Source organism: Bacillus cereus group sp. Bc031 (genome assembly GCF_027716265.1).
GTDB classification, from domain to species: domain Bacteria; phylum Bacillota; class Bacilli; order Bacillales; family Bacillaceae_G; genus Bacillus_A; species Bacillus_A paranthracis.
On sequence record NZ_JAQFUL010000007.1, the window covers coordinates 97,162 to 111,820 of the forward strand.

Here is a 14,659-nt window from a genome sequence, read left to right on the forward strand (position 1 = left end):
ATAAAGGTAGGTAAGTAACATGGAAGAGAAATGGTTAGTTGGTGTTGACCTCGGTGGTACAACGATTAAATTAGCATTTATTAATGTATACGGTGAAATTTTACATAAGTGGGAAATCCCTACGAATATAAATGAGCAAGGAAAACATATTACACTTGATGTAGCGAAAGCTATTGATAAAAAGTTAGAAGAGTTAGGCGAATTAAAAAGTAAGTTAATCGGTATTGGTATGGGAGCTCCTGGCCCTGTACACGTGGCGTCTGGAATGATTTATGAAGCGGTTAACTTAGGATGGAAGAACTATCCGTTAAAAGATTTATTAGAAGTAGAAACAGGATTACCTGTTGTGATTGATAATGATGCGAACTTAGCAGCGCTTGGTGAAATGTGGAAAGGTGCTGGTGAAGGAGCAAAAGATTTAATTTGTATGACGCTTGGCACTGGTGTTGGCGGCGGTGTAATTGCCAATGGAGAGATTGTACACGGCGTAAGCGGTGCTGCTGGTGAAATCGGACACATTACAGTCGTTACAGAGAATGCTTTCCCATGTAATTGCGGGAAGTCTGGTTGCCTAGAAACTGTAGCATCTGCAACAGGTATTGTGCGTGTTGCTATGCAAAAAATACAAGAGACTGATAAAGAAAGTATTCTACGTTCTATGTTAGCAGAAGAAGGACGTATCACATCAAAAGACGTATTTGAAGCACATGGACAAGGTGATGAACTAGCAGGCGAAGTAGTAGAAAAGGTAGCTTCTTATTTAGGATTAGCTGTAGCGAACCTTTCTAGCACGTTGAACCCAGAGAAAATTGTTATTGGCGGAGGCGTTTCTAAAGCTGGAGATGCACTTTTAGAACCAATTCAACGCTATTTTGAGCAATATGCTTTCTCACGTGCTGTAAAGAGCACGAAGTTAGCTATTGCAACACTTGGTAATGATGCAGGTGTTATCGGAGGAGCTTGGCTTGTAAAAAAGCACAAATACGAAGCGAAGATGATATAAGTTGTGAAGTATGAAAAGAGGAAGGGGAAACCCTTCCTCTTTTTGTGCGAAATCTTGATGAAGACGAGCATGTAAATGAATTAAGCTGCTGGTGGGTACCCGTTATATAGAACAGTCATGATTGTAAACCATCCGAAAACGAGTACAGTTGCAATTGCAAAGCCGCCCGCGAGAAAATTCTTTTCGCGAAGTGTTCTAAGCGTAGCAAATACAGCTAACAGAGTGACAAGCGTAAAAATAATAACAAGGCCCATACAATATCCTCCTCTGTCTACCCATTCCTTAATATGAGTTTTTGGAATATTTACTCTTTTATATTGTACATGTTTTAAAAATGATTGTCGAGATAGCATCCTTTCTTTTCCTAAGAGAAAAAAATGTTGTATCATTGAAAGTAAGTTTAATAATTGGAGGAGATTTTCATATGAAATGGATACAAATGCCGTTAGGCCCATTACAAACAAATGCTTATATTTTAACGAATGAGCAAAATGAGTGTATTATCTTTGATCCTGGTCACGAAGGAGAGAAGCTCGTTACATATTTACAAGAAGAACAATTAAAGCCACTGGCTGTTTTATTAACACATGCTCACTTTGATCATATTGGTGCTGTTGATGCGGTAAGAGACGCTTTTCATATTCCTGTGTACGTACATAAAGAAGAAGCAGATTGGTTAGGCGATGCAACTGTAAATGGTTCTCAAATCTTTATGATGAATCGCAGCATTACAGCAAAACCAGCTGATCATATTATTGATGCAGAAGGTGCATTAGCAATTGGTTCATTTAACTTTGAAATTTTTGAGACACCAGGACATTCTCCAGGCAGTATTTCTTATTACTGTAAAGAGGCGAATGCTGTATTTTCTGGAGATGTATTATTCCAAATGAGTATTGGAAGAACAGATTTACCTGGTGGAAGTTTTGCAGAGTTGATTGGAAGTATTGAAGAGAAATTATTTGTATTACCTGATGAAACAGCGGTGTTATGTGGACATGGTCCAGAAACAAGCATTGGTTTTGAAAAAGAAAATAATCCATTTTTACAGTAAGGAGCTAGTATGGGGATGGAGCTCATTTTAAAAGAATGGATGGAAAAAGAAAAGGATTATTCAATTTCATACAGTACATATATGAACCTCGCATTATATGCAGAGGAACATGGATATTATATGAAAGAACGTGAAAAAATAGGAAGACAAGGGGATTTTTTTACAAGTAGCAACGTATCCTCTGTGTTTGCAAAAACTTTTGCTAAGTTTTTTATTCGTCTTGTTGAAAATGGTGAAGTTACTCCACATATTTGTGAGATTGGTGGGGGGACAGGAAGGTTTGCTTATGATGTTTTACAAGAATGGAAGCAATTATCACCGGAAACCTTTATTGATTTAAACTATTCAATGATTGAAATGAGCCCTTTTCATAGAAAATTGCAGCAAAAGACTCTTTGTTCGTTTTCTAATGTGTCATATTATAGATCGCATAATGAAATGGGAGAATCGTTTGAAGGGATTCTTTTTTCGAATGAGTTATTTGATGCATTTCCTGTTGAAGTAATTGAGAAGAGAAATGGAATATTGTATGAAGTACGTGTTACGTACACAGAGGAAGGGAAACTTGCAGAAGTATGTAGGCCATTACATAAAACAATTGGCCGATACTTATTGAAATATAATATTCATCTTGCTGAAGGACAGCGGTTTGAAGTGCCGATTGCGATGGAAGAATATATAAAAGAAATTGCGAAATGGTTTCAACGAGGTGTATGTATTACAGTTGATTATGGATATACAAAAGAAGAATGGATGCATCCTGCACATCAAGAAGGTAGTTTACGAGGATATTATGAGCATAAGTTAATTCGTAATCCTTTAGCGTATCCAGGTGAAATGGATCTTACTACTCATATTCATTGGGACGAACTGAAAGAAATGTTTAGCCTGCAAGGTATGAATATGGTATGGCATAAGAAACAATCTGAGTTTTTGTTAGCAGCAGGAATACTAGAGCTGCTTACGAATCATCAAGATCGGGATCCTTTTTCTGAAATTCAAAAACAAAATCGTGCAGTTCATTCTATGATTTTGAGCGGAGGATTAGGGAGTGCATGTGATGTTGTTATACATACGAAACATATGCAACAGTTACACTTGGATCGGTATTTGAAAATATAAAAAACAAGACACAGCATAGTTCTGTGTCTTGTTTTTTAATACGACTTATGTAGCATCATATATTTCCTCTCATGATATATATTTATATTAAAGATATGAGATGAAAAATACATCCTTTTTTTCTGTCTATGAGTCCCTAACCCAATAATACGCGAACGAGTTGAATAATTGTCTCGTTTTCTACTTTGTAATAAATTTCCAATCCTTTTCTTTCACTTGAAACGATTTTAGCACTTTTTAACTTTGCTAAATGCTGTGAAATTGTAGATTGTGGCATGTTTAAGCCAGTGTACATTGTAGAAACGTTGCTTGGACCGCGTTCAATTAATCCTTTTACAATACATAAGCGAACAGGATGAGCAAGTACTTTCAATAATTCTGCATTGCTTTCATATAGTTCTATTTCTTTTTGAAAGGTTTCTAACATGTTCTTTTCCACCTCCGTGTGAGCTGTTATACCATACTATACATACCAAAAAATTAAAGAAAAGAAAACAGTTGTTGCAGAAAAACATTCCTAAAGTAAAGAAATTGTAAGAAAAGAGACCCTGATGTAAATAAAGTAGATAATTTAGCACGGTTTTGTAAAATGACATTTTTGGGTGAAAATTTCGATGCGTTTTAAAAATTGAAAGATATAGATATATTTGTAACACAATTTTATCATGATTTTCTTATTCTTTCAAATGAATATACGAAATTTTTAAAATAATATGACAAAGGAATTATAATGTTATATATAGAATATAAAACAGGTTAAAAGAAAAGAAGCCGAATGTAGTCAGCTTCTTTATGGTGAAAATGAAATGTTTGAATATAGCTGATAAATCTTAGAATTACCAAGATGTTAGTTATGTATTCTAGATTTCATCTTTCATCAATTTTAAAAATCTGTGGTTCCATATATTTTCATAAAAATCAATTGTCTCTTTTGCGGACATAAATGGATTATTTAACGTAGAGGTTGCTTTCTGGAACATGAAGTTTTCGTACCCTAGTCCATGGGCAAATTTAATCGTGGTATCCATACAGTACTCTGTTTGGGCACCACAAAATTCAATACGATGTACAGATAATTGATCTAAAATCTCTTTCAAGTTTGTGTTATAAAAAGAATTGGCATGTGTTTTTCTTACAAAAAAATCTTGTTTTTGAACATCTAAATCTGAATGAATAGCCCAAAGTTCTTTTTCAGGTACTAAATCATCATCACAATGTTGAACGAAAAGAATTGGTTTATTTGATTTTCTGTATGAAGAAATTCTTTTATTTACTTTTGTAAGTAAATTTTGTAAGTCAAATAAATGTTCTTCGCTATAACATACTCCATTTTGTAGATCGATAACGATTAAAATATCTGCACAAGTATCCATTATTTTTGCCCCTTTTTTACTTCTTAATATATCAATTAATTCATTACTTGGAAATGGGTGTACTCTTTCTTTTTTTATGAACTATACGAAAAGTAAAAAGTATAATCGAAAACATAAAAAGAAGATATGAAAATTTAATTTCATATCTTCTTTTCGCTCTATGCATTTACAGGCTCTTCTACATAAGAAAGGGCATTTTCAAAATCGGATATTAAATCGTCAACATTTTCAAGACCGACGGATAGCCGAAGTAATGAATTTGAAATCCCTCTTTCATCACGAGCTTCTTGCGATAGTGCTGCATGTGACATTTTAGCTGGGTAGGAAAGGATCGATTCGACAGCCCCTAAACTAACCGCAAAGACAGGTAATTTTACTTTTGATAAAAATTGGCGAAGTGCGTCTTCTGATTGTAAAGTGAAAGATAGGACAGCTCCTGCTGATGTAGCTTGAGATTGTTGAATGTTAAATCCAAGATGTGTTTGTAATCCTGGATAATAGACATTTTGAACTTTAGCGTGCTCTTGTAAATAGTGTGCAATTTTATTGGCATTAGCAGCTGAATGCTCAAGACGTACATGCAATGTTTTTAGACCACGAAGTACGAGAGAACAATCTTGCGGGCCTAGAATAGCGCCGAATGAATTTTGTAAAAAGCCAAGTTTTTGAGCGAGATCAGTATTTTTTACAACTGCTAATCCGGCAGTAACATCACTATGACCGGCAATGAATTTTGTGGCACTATGAAGAACGACATCAGCGCCAAGGTCAAGTGGTTTCTGGAATAGTGGTGTCAAAAATGTATTATCAACAAAAGTAAGGGCGCCAATAGATTTTGCAAGTTTAGAAACAGCACGAATATCTGTCACTTTTAAAAGTGGATTGGAAGGTGTTTCTACATAAAAGAGTTTTGTATTTGGCTTAATGTTTTGCTTTATTTCTTCTAAATTGGTCATATCAACAAATGTATGTGAAACACCGTAACGGGAGAGAACTTCAGTTATCATTCGATAAGTTCCTCCGTATACGTCTTCTGAAATGAGTACGTGATCACCTTGTGAAAGGAGGAGGAATGCAGTAGAAATCGCTGCAATTCCTGATGCGAAGGCAAATCCTTTTGTTCCGCCTTCTAATAAAGCAATGATGTCTTCAAGAGCTTCACGAGTTGGATTGCCTGACCTGCTATAGTCATATTTCCCGAACGTATCTACATCAAATTGGTGAAATGTTGATGTGTTATAGATGGGAACGTTAACAGCTCCTGTTTGCGAGTCATGTTTATATTGGTTGTGCAGTAAGAGTGTATCTATAGAATAACTCATATTCTTACACCTTCTTTTACAAGTTTAATGGCTTGCTTTAAGTCTTGAATTAAATCGTTACTATTTTCAATACCAACGGAAAATCGAAGAAGACGATTACATACACCGTTTGCTGTTCTAATTTCTTCAGGAATATCAGCGTGTGTTTGTGTTGCTGGATATGTCATTAAACTTTCAACACCACCAAGACTTTCGGCAAATGTAATTAAGGATAAAGATTGTAAGAATGGATTAATCCATGTTTCATCTTTCAGACGAAACGAGATCATGCCGCCTCTTCCAGGATAAAATACATCTGTCACCCCATCCTCATCATTTAAATAAGCAACAACTGCTTTTGCATTTTCTTCATGTTGTCTCATGCGAAGCGCTAACGTTTTCATACCACGGATTAATAGCCATGAGTCAAATGGACTTAAGACCGCACCAGAGGCATTATGATAATGAGCGATTTCCTCACAAAGTTCCTTTCCTTTTGCAACGACAAGTCCGCTTAGTACATCGTTATGACCACCTAAATATTTCGTTGCGCTATGAAGTACAATATCGGCACCTTCTGTTAATGGCTGCTGTATATAAGGTGTGTAGAATGTGTTGTCTACAATAAGAAGTAGTCCGTGTCTTTTCGCTACAGTTGCAACAGCGGCAATATCGGTAACTTGCATTAATGGATTAGTTGGAGTTTCTATGAAAATAGCCTTCGTTTTCGTTGTGATGGCTTGCTCAATTTGTTTAATAGATTGTGTATTTACGTATCTACATCGAACGTTCCACTTTTTTTCGTGCTCAGAAAATAATCGATAAGTGCCACCGTATAAATCTTCAGAAACAATAAGTTCGTCTCCAGAGCGGAATAGGGAAAGGACAAGAAGAACGGCTGCCATCCCTGAACTACAGGCATAACCTTGTTCACCGCATTCTAAGTCTGCGATTGCCTGTTCTAATAGGCCGCGCGTTGGATTTCCAGTTCGTGAATAATCAAATCCAGTAGATTTACCGATTCCTTCGTGACGATAAGCAGTTGAAAAATAAACAGGTGGATTAATAGTTCCTGTTGTAGTTTCACTCCGGTTTCCGATTTGCGCTAATTTTGTTTCGATAGTTGACATGTGAAAATTCCTCCTTTTTAAATTGAACCATTAGTTGAATATAAAATAAAAAAGCCTTCTAAGAAGAAGGCTTTCGGTTTGAATAGAGTCTTCTTCTCATCTGTCAAATCTTTCACAATTTGCTGGAATTAGCACCTTATTAACAAATGTTAATGGTTGCTGAGGCGTCATAGGGCCAGTCCCTCTACCTCTCTAGATAAGAATGTTCGTATGAAATTTTATTATGTTTTTAACTTTACAACAAAAGATAATTGAATTGCAACTTTATTTTAAATAATTTTTATTTTTCCGCAAGTGTCATTGACTTTTGTATTTGTGCGTGCTAAATTTATAAAAAAATTAACAAACATTGTTAAAAGGGGAACGCATTTCCTTTTAGCTACATAAATAAAATAATAAAGACAAACTCTTATTGAGAGCGGTGGAGGGAAAGGCCCTGTGAAACCCGGCAACCTTCAAACGAAATGTTTGAAACGGTGCTAATACCTGCAAAACGAATGTTTTGCATAATAAGAGGAGGATCGATTATGTCCCCCTCTTCAAAGTGAAGAGGGGGTTTTTATATTGATAGAAATGAGGGAGATTTGTGAAATTACTAGATTTATTATCAAAAGGAATTGTAATAGGTGATGGTGCGGTTGGGACGTTATTACATTCACATGGTTTGCAAAGTAGTTTTGAAGAATTGAATATATCTGATCCAGATTTAATTGTATCGATTCATAAGCAATATGTAGCGGCTGGGGCAGATGTGATTCAAACAAATACGTACGGAGCAAATGAAGCGAAATTACGTATGTATGGATTAGAAAATCAAGTTACTGAAATTAATAGAGCGGCAGTAAAACTGGCGAAAGCATCTGTTACAGACAGAAATGCAATTTTAGGCACAATTGGTGGTATGAAACATATCGGGGCGGTTACGACAACTGATATGGAGCGAGAATTTATGTTACTGGAACAGGCAAGTGCATTATTAGAAGAACAGGTTGATGGACTGCTATTAGAGACTTTTTATGATGAGTTTGAATTACTTCATGCTGTCCAGGTGTTACGAAAAGAAACAAATATTCCAATTGTAGCGCAATTGGCGTTACATGAGGCGGGTACGACTCAAAATGGAAATGATGTAAATGAAATATTAAAACAACTTTTAGATTACGGTGCAAATGTTGTTGGATTGAACTGCCAACTAGGGCCACTTCATATGACGGAAGCTTTTAAAATGATATCGATTCCGAAAAATGGTTACTTGTCAGCATATCCAAATGCAGGTCTCCCAAATTATGTAGAGGGACGATACGTATATGAGGGAAGTCCAGCTTATTTTGAAGCGATGACACCGAAATTTATTGAGCAAGGTATTCGGTTATTGGGCGGTTGTTGTGGCACGACTCCAGAACATATTGAAAGTATGAAACGTGCTACTCTAAATGTTACGCCTGTAATAGAAAAGGATACGGTTCAAAGACCGAAAGTAGTTCATACACATGAGAAACGTTCAAAAGCTCATGTCACTTTAGCAGAGAAAGCAAAAAAACAAACGACCGTAGTAGTGGAATTAGATCCACCAAAAACGTTAGATACGCAGCGGTTTTTTGAAGGTGCAAGAGCATTGAAAAGAGCTGGAGCAGATGCTATTACTCTAGCAGATAATTCATTAGCATCGCCCCGTATCTCGAATATGGCAATGGGAGCATTATTAACGAAGCATGATATTCCGGTATTGACGCACTTAACATGTAGAGACCATAACGTCATCGGACTACAATCTCATTTACTAGGATTATCAGCGTTAGGCATGGAAGAAGTGTTAGCTTTAACTGGAGATCCAGCGCGCGTTGGTGATTTTCCAGGTGCCACTTCTGTATATGATTTGTCCTCTATCGAGCTCATTAAAATGATTAAAGAAATGAACGATGGGCGTTCCGTTTTAGGGAAATCCATTGGACCGGCAACAAGGTTTTCTGTGGGCGGTGCATTTAACCCGCATGTAAGACATTTAAAAGCAGCGGTTAAGCGAATGGAACGGAAAATAGATGCTGGAGCAGAATATTTCTTAACGCAGCCAATCTATGATATCGCGTTAATTGAAGAAGTGTATGAAGCGACAAAGCATTTAGAACAACCTATTTTTATTGGAATTATGCCATTAATAAGTAAACGGAATGCAGATTTTCTTCATTTTGAGGTGCCCGGTATTACTTTACCTGAAGCAGTAAGAGAGAGAATGGATGGACATGAAACGAAAGAGGCAGCAATTGAGGAAGGGATTCGTATTTCTCAAGAATTGATCGATGCGGCGATGAAATACTTTAACGGCATTTATCTTATTACACCATTTTTAAAATATGAAATTACAGAACATCTTGTTAAATATGTGAGAGAAAAGCAAGAAGTGAAAGAAGGTATTAATTGATGAAATGTATAGAAGAAAAATTACAAAATAACATCTTACTATTAGATGGTGCAATGGGAACAATGATCCAGCAAGAGGACTTAACTGCGGAAGATTTCGGAGGAGAGGAGTACGAAGGGTGTAATGAGTATTTAGTAGAAACAAGACCAGATGTTATTTTAAAGATTCATAAAGCCTATATTGAAGCTGGAGCGGATATTATTGAAACAAATACATTTGGGGCAACCAATATTGTACTAAGTGATTATGAGTTATCTCATTTAGACGAGGAGCTAAATGAGAAGGCAGCACGTTTAGCGAAGCAAGCAGTCGAAGAAAGCGGGAAGGAAGTATATGTTGCGGGATCAATGGGACCGACAACGAAAGCGATTAGTGTTACTGGTGGTGTAACATTTGAAGAATTAATTGAAGCTTATACACGGCAGGCAAGAGGATTGTTGAAAGGAGAAGTGGATGTATTACTCGTTGAGACGAGTCAAGATATGCGTAACGTGAAGGCTGCTTATATTGGAATTCAAGCGGCTTTTGATGAACTAAATACAGTTGTACCTATCATGATTTCGGGAACGATTGAACCGATGGGAACGACTCTAGCTGGGCAAACAATTGAGGCTTTTTACTTATCGGTAGAACATATGAAGCCATTATCTGTTGGATTAAACTGTGCGACTGGTCCGGAGTTTATGAGAGACCATATTCGTTCTCTATCTGATTTATCGGAGTGTTACATTTCTTGTTATCCAAATGCAGGTCTTCCTGATGAAGATGGACATTATCATGAATCTCCATCCTCGCTTGCCGAGAAAGTGAAGCGATTTGCAGAAGAAGGATGGGTTAATATTATCGGTGGTTGTTGTGGTACAACACCAGAACATATAAAAGCAATGAAATCCGCATTAACGTCTCTTAAACCTCGTGAACAGCAAGAGAGAGCGGGACATGGGGTTAGTGGATTAGAGGCACTGCAATATGATGACTCTATGAGACCGTTATTTGTTGGTGAAAGAACAAATGTTATTGGATCACGTAAATTTAAAAGATTAGTAGCAGAAGGGAAATTTGAAGAGGCTGCTGAAATCGCTAGAGCGCAAGTGAAGAAAAATGCTCATATTATTGATATTTGTATGGCAGACCCGGATCGCGATGAAATAGAAGATATGGAAAACTTCTTGGCAGAGGTTACGAAAGTGTTAAAAGTACCGATTATGATTGACTCAACAGATGAACATGTGATGGAGCGAGCTCTTACTTATATTCAAGGGAAAGCTGTTATTAATTCAATTAATTTAGAAGATGGAGAAGAGCGATTTAAAAAAGTGACACCGCTTATTCGTAAATATGGTGCTGCAATTGTAGTTGGAACAATCGATGAAGATGGAATGGCAGTAAGTGCGGAAAGAAAACTAGAAATTGCGAAAAGAAGTTATGAGTTATTGACGACGAAATATGGTATACGCCCATCAGATATTATTTTTGATGCACTTGTATTTCCTGTAGGGACAGGTGATGAAGAGTATATTGGCTCGGCGGCTGCGACGATAGAAGGGATTCGCCTTATTAAAGAAGCATTACCAGAGTGTTTAACGATTTTAGGTGTAAGTAACATATCATTTGGTTTACCACCAGCTGGTCGCGAAGTGTTAAATTCCGTCTTTTTATATCATGCAACGAAAGCAGGGTTAGATTACGCGATTGTAAATACGGAAAAATTAGAGCGCTATGCGTCAATTCCTGATGAAGAAAAACGCCTTGCAGATGCATTGCTTTTTGAAACGACGCAAGAGACGTTGGAGAAATTTACAAACTTCTATCGCGTGGCAAAAAAGAAAGATGTTGTTGTCCAAGAAACATTAACACTTGATGAAAGGCTCGCAAATTACATTGTAGAAGGTACGAAACAAGGTTTACACGAAGATTTAAGTCTCGCACTTACAGAAGGAAGAAAACCTTTGGATATTATTAATGGTCCGCTTATGACAGGAATGGATGAGGTAGGACGATTATTTAATAATAATGAATTGATTGTTGCTGAAGTACTGCAAAGTGCTGAAAGTATGAAAGCAGCTGTAAGTTATTTAGAGCCTCATATGGAATCTAGTGACAGTGCGAAAAAAGGGAAAGTATTATTAGCAACTGTAAAAGGTGATGTGCATGATATTGGGAAAAATCTCGTTGAAATTATTTTAGCAAATAACGGATATGAGATTATTAATTTAGGAATTAATGTTCGCTCGGATCGAATTGTGCAAGAAGTACAAGAAAAGAAGCCTGATATTATAGGTCTTTCTGGTTTATTAGTAAAATCGGCTCAACAAATGGTAACGACTGCTGAAGATTTAAAAGCGGCGGATATTGATATTCCAATTGTTGTAGGCGGGGCAGCGTTAACGAGAAAGTTTACAGATAATCGCATTTCGCCATCTTATAAAGGGCTCGTATGTTATGCGAGTGATGCGATGACGGGGCTGGATATTATTAATAAGCTTCAAAAAGAAGAAGAGCGTGAGAAGATGAAGCAGGATAAAAAAGAACGTCATCTTCATATCGTAACAAAAGAAGAGAAGAAAGTAGAAATTCCAGCAGTAATTGAGCCATTGCCGAAGGCTGAGGTTATCGTGCCGGATTCAACAAAACGAATTGTATTAAGAGATGTTCCGGTTTCACATCTCGCGCCATTTCTAAATAGACAAATGCTGCTTGGACATCACCTTGGCCTAAAGGGAAGTGTGAAGAAACTTTTGCGAGAGGGAGATAAAAGAGCGCATGAATTAAATGATTTAATAGATGAATTATTGCAGGAAGGACAATCTTGGTTAAAACCGAAAGCAGTGTATCAATTTTTCCCAGCGCAAAGCGACGGACAGAATATTGTAATATATGATCCAGAAGATCATACGCGTGTTATAGAGCGTTTCACATTCCCAAGACAAGGAAAAGCACCATATCGTACTTTAGGTGACTATTTACGCCCAGTTGGAGATGAGATGGACTATGTTGCTTTCCTATCTGTTACGGTTGGAGAAGGTGTTCGTGACATTGCTGAAGAGTGGAAGGCGAAAGGTGATTATTTACGCAGTCATGCTATTCAATCGTTAGCGCTTGAACTAGCAGAAGGACTTGCTGAAAAAACACATATGCTCATTCGCGATCGCTGGGGGATTCCAGATTCGCCAGAATTGACGATGGAAGAACGCTTCCGTACGAAATATAGAGGGATACGAGTGTCCTTCGGTTATCCAGCATGTCCAGAACTCGCAGATCAAGAAAAGTTATTTCGCTTAATTCATCCAGAGGAAATAGGTATTTCATTAACGGAAGGATTTATGATGGAGCCAGAAGCGTCTGTAACGGCTATGGTATTTTCTCACCCCGAGGCAAGATATTTTAGTGTATTATAGTCTAGAAGGGGGAGACGTATGAAAAAAATAGTCTTTACAGGTGGCGGTTCGGCAGGGCATGTAACACCTAATTTAGCCATCATTCCACATTTACAAGAACAAAATTGGGATATTTCTTATATTGGTTCTCATCAAGGAATTGAGAAAACGATTATAGAAAAGGAAGGCATTCCGTACTATAGTATTGCGAGCGGAAAGCTACGCCGTTATTTTGATTTAAAAAATATAAAAGATCCTTTTCTTGTGATGAAGGGTGTTATGGATGCGTATGTAAGGATTCGAAAACTAAAACCAGATGTAATTTTTTCAAAAGGTGGTTTCGTATCTGTACCAGTCGTAATTGGAGGATGGTTAAACAGGGTACCAGTTTTATTACATGAATCTGATATGACGCCAGGACTAGCAAACAAAATTGCGCTCCGTTTCGCTTCAAAAATATTTGTTACATTTGAAGAAGCTGCGAAACATTTACCGAAAGAAAAAGTAATTTATACAGGATCTCCTGTACGTGAAGAAGTACTAAAGGGAAATCGTGAAAAAGGTTTAGCATTTTTAGGTTTTTCACGTAAAAAGCCAGTTATTACAATCATGGGAGGAAGTTTGGGCGCAAAAAAAATTAATGAAACGGTTCGAGAAGCGTTACCAGAACTTCTGAAAAAATATCAAATTGTTCACCTTTGCGGAAAAGGTAATCTTGATGATAGTTTACAAAATAAAGAAGGATATAAACAATTTGAGTATGTACACGGAGAACTGCCAGATATATTAGCCATAACAGATTTTGTTATTTCACGTGCGGGCTCTAATGCCATTTTTGAGTTTTTAACATTGCAAAAGCCGATGGTTTTAATTCCACTATCGAAATTTGCAAGTCGTGGAGATCAAATACTAAATGCGGAGTCTTTTGAGAGACAAGGATATGCTTCCGTATTGTATGAAGAAGATGTGACTGTGAAATCTCTTATAAGGCATGTCGAAGAATTAAATCAAAATAATGAAGTGTATAGAACAGCTCTAAAAAAATATAATGGAAAAGAAGCAATTCAAACAATCATTCAACATATTTCAGAGGCATGATGAAACAATCATGCCTCTTTTAGTAGGATGAAAGATTCCAAGAAACGGTGTTTTTATGTTACAATAGCAAATGGATTAGTAGGGAAATTCCAATTAATGAAGCATGAAAATACGAATGGATTAGGAGTGACTGTGTTGGAGCTAAGTCTCTATGAAAATACTGCACTTATTATATGCTTTGTGTTGTACGTTGGTAGTGTTATTGTTTATATTTCAAGGAAGTTTTCGCAAGAAAGAGAGCTTGAAAAATCAGAAATAACAGCAGAACTAGAAATGTTAGCTGATGAAAGTTATAAAAAACAAAAAATAAAAGAAGACCATGAGGCATCCCATCATTTAAACGCAAATAAGTTTTAAAGATGGGGATTTTTTTTGAAGGAGATGCAGCAGAATTTGCATCTTATGTTATGAATCATGTGAAATAATAGTAACTATCTAAAAGGTTATAAAAGTGATCTTTTGGGTACAGTGATGATAAGAAACATATATAAAGACCTGCGGTAGTATGTCAACTGAAAAACAACAGAATTTTTAGTTATCAAAGTACTATTTATTTAAAAAAGACATCACGAAACTAGACCAGTAATACATGTAATTTACTGGAAATTAATTGAAAGGTAGCGATGACAAGTTTTATGTCACACTTTCACGCACCTTTCTGGCGTAAAGAGTTGGTGACTACGTAGTAGCGCATCCACCAATCGTACAAGTTTTCTTGCGGTTAGAACGAGTGCACGTTTGTGTTGATGTTTTGGTACTTCATTATATTTTTTCACGTAATA

12 protein-coding genes, 1 pseudogene and 2 riboswitches are annotated in these 14,659 nt (G+C 36.6%); of the genes and pseudogenes, 7 read left to right on the plus strand and 6 right to left on the minus strand.

The window, feature by feature from the left end; all coding sequences use genetic code 11:
* The first annotated feature begins 19 nt into the window (after window positions 1-19).
* Window positions 20-1,003 (plus strand): glucokinase, encoded by a 984-nt coding sequence (gene glcK / locus PDQ33_RS04915; protein WP_061132152.1) that lies wholly within the window; start codon window positions 20-22, stop codon window positions 1,001-1,003.
* 80 nt (window positions 1,004-1,083) lie between these two features.
* On the opposite strand, the gene PDQ33_RS04920 is transcribed toward glcK, so the two are convergent.
* Window positions 1,084-1,257, minus strand: coding sequence for a DUF2759 domain-containing protein (locus PDQ33_RS04920; protein ID WP_000524853.1), 174 nt, complete (start codon window positions 1,255-1,257; stop codon window positions 1,084-1,086).
* A gap of 170 nt (window positions 1,258-1,427) precedes the next feature.
* On the opposite strand from PDQ33_RS04920, the gene PDQ33_RS04925 reads away from it, so the two are divergent.
* Together PDQ33_RS04925 and PDQ33_RS04930 are read left to right on the plus strand one after the other, a co-directional pair.
* On the plus strand, window positions 1,428-2,057 hold the full coding sequence (locus tag PDQ33_RS04925; RefSeq protein ID WP_000871248.1) for an MBL fold metallo-hydrolase: 630 nt from the start codon (window positions 1,428-1,430) through the stop codon (window positions 2,055-2,057).
* A 9-nt stretch (window positions 2,058-2,066) separates the two neighbouring features.
* Window positions 2,067-3,179 carry a class I SAM-dependent methyltransferase gene (locus tag PDQ33_RS04930; protein WP_061132153.1) on the plus strand — a complete coding sequence of 371 codons (1,113 nt, stop codon included), beginning with the start codon at window positions 2,067-2,069 and terminating at the stop codon, window positions 3,177-3,179.
* Between the two features lie 136 nt (window positions 3,180-3,315).
* Here PDQ33_RS04930 and PDQ33_RS04935 read toward each other — a convergent pair whose 3' ends face one another.
* The 4 genes from PDQ33_RS04935 to metI form a co-directional block, all read right to left on the minus strand.
* Window positions 3,316-3,606 (minus strand): ArsR/SmtB family transcription factor, encoded by a 291-nt coding sequence (locus PDQ33_RS04935; RefSeq protein WP_000894375.1) that lies wholly within the window; start codon window positions 3,604-3,606, stop codon window positions 3,316-3,318.
* A 433-nt stretch (window positions 3,607-4,039) separates the two neighbouring features.
* Window positions 4,040-4,552 carry a cysteine hydrolase family protein gene (locus PDQ33_RS04940; RefSeq protein ID WP_000379161.1) on the minus strand — a complete coding sequence of 171 codons (513 nt, stop codon included), beginning with the start codon at window positions 4,550-4,552 and terminating at the stop codon, window positions 4,040-4,042.
* Between the two features lie 158 nt (window positions 4,553-4,710).
* A complete protein-coding gene (gene metC / locus PDQ33_RS04945; protein WP_061132154.1) occupies window positions 4,711-5,874 on the minus strand; it encodes a cystathionine beta-lyase in 1,164 nt (387 codons plus the stop codon).
* Window positions 5,871-6,983, minus strand: a complete 1,113-nt coding sequence (gene metI, locus PDQ33_RS04950; RefSeq protein ID WP_270754882.1) for a cystathionine gamma-synthase/O-acetylhomoserine thiolyase — start codon at window positions 6,981-6,983, stop codon at window positions 5,871-5,873. The genes metC and metI overlap by 4 nt, the downstream gene beginning before the upstream one ends.
* A 93-nt stretch (window positions 6,984-7,076) precedes the next feature.
* Window positions 7,077-7,186: riboswitch (SAM riboswitch) on the minus strand.
* A 203-nt stretch (window positions 7,187-7,389) separates the two neighbouring features.
* A riboswitch (SAM riboswitch) is annotated at window positions 7,390-7,499 on the plus strand.
* A gap of 70 nt (window positions 7,500-7,569) precedes the next feature.
* Between metI and PDQ33_RS04955 the strand changes: the two genes are divergently transcribed.
* The 4 genes from PDQ33_RS04955 to PDQ33_RS04970 all read left to right on the plus strand — a co-directional run bounded on the left by PDQ33_RS04955 (window position 7,570) and on the right by PDQ33_RS04970 (window position 14,234).
* On the plus strand, window positions 7,570-9,402 hold the full coding sequence (locus PDQ33_RS04955; protein ID WP_000770344.1) for a bifunctional homocysteine S-methyltransferase/methylenetetrahydrofolate reductase: 1,833 nt from the start codon (window positions 7,570-7,572) through the stop codon (window positions 9,400-9,402).
* Complete coding sequence (gene metH / locus PDQ33_RS04960) at window positions 9,402-12,800, plus strand: methionine synthase (protein WP_270754881.1); 3,399 nt, start codon at window positions 9,402-9,404, stop codon at window positions 12,798-12,800. The genes PDQ33_RS04955 and metH overlap by 1 nt, the downstream gene beginning before the upstream one ends.
* 18 nt (window positions 12,801-12,818) lie before the next feature.
* Window positions 12,819-13,877: an undecaprenyldiphospho-muramoylpentapeptide beta-N-acetylglucosaminyltransferase gene (murG, locus tag PDQ33_RS04965; protein WP_071741837.1), complete on the plus strand. Its 1,059-nt coding sequence runs from the start codon at window positions 12,819-12,821 to the stop codon at window positions 13,875-13,877.
* Between the two features lie 96 nt (window positions 13,878-13,973).
* Window positions 13,974-14,234 (plus strand): DUF3966 domain-containing protein, encoded by a 261-nt coding sequence (locus tag PDQ33_RS04970; RefSeq protein WP_270754963.1) that lies wholly within the window; start codon window positions 13,974-13,976, stop codon window positions 14,232-14,234.
* A 281-nt stretch (window positions 14,235-14,515) separates the two neighbouring features.
* Here PDQ33_RS04970 and PDQ33_RS04975 read toward each other — a convergent pair.
* Window positions 14,516-14,659, minus strand: a pseudogene (locus PDQ33_RS04975) (IS110 family transposase); the annotation flags it as partial.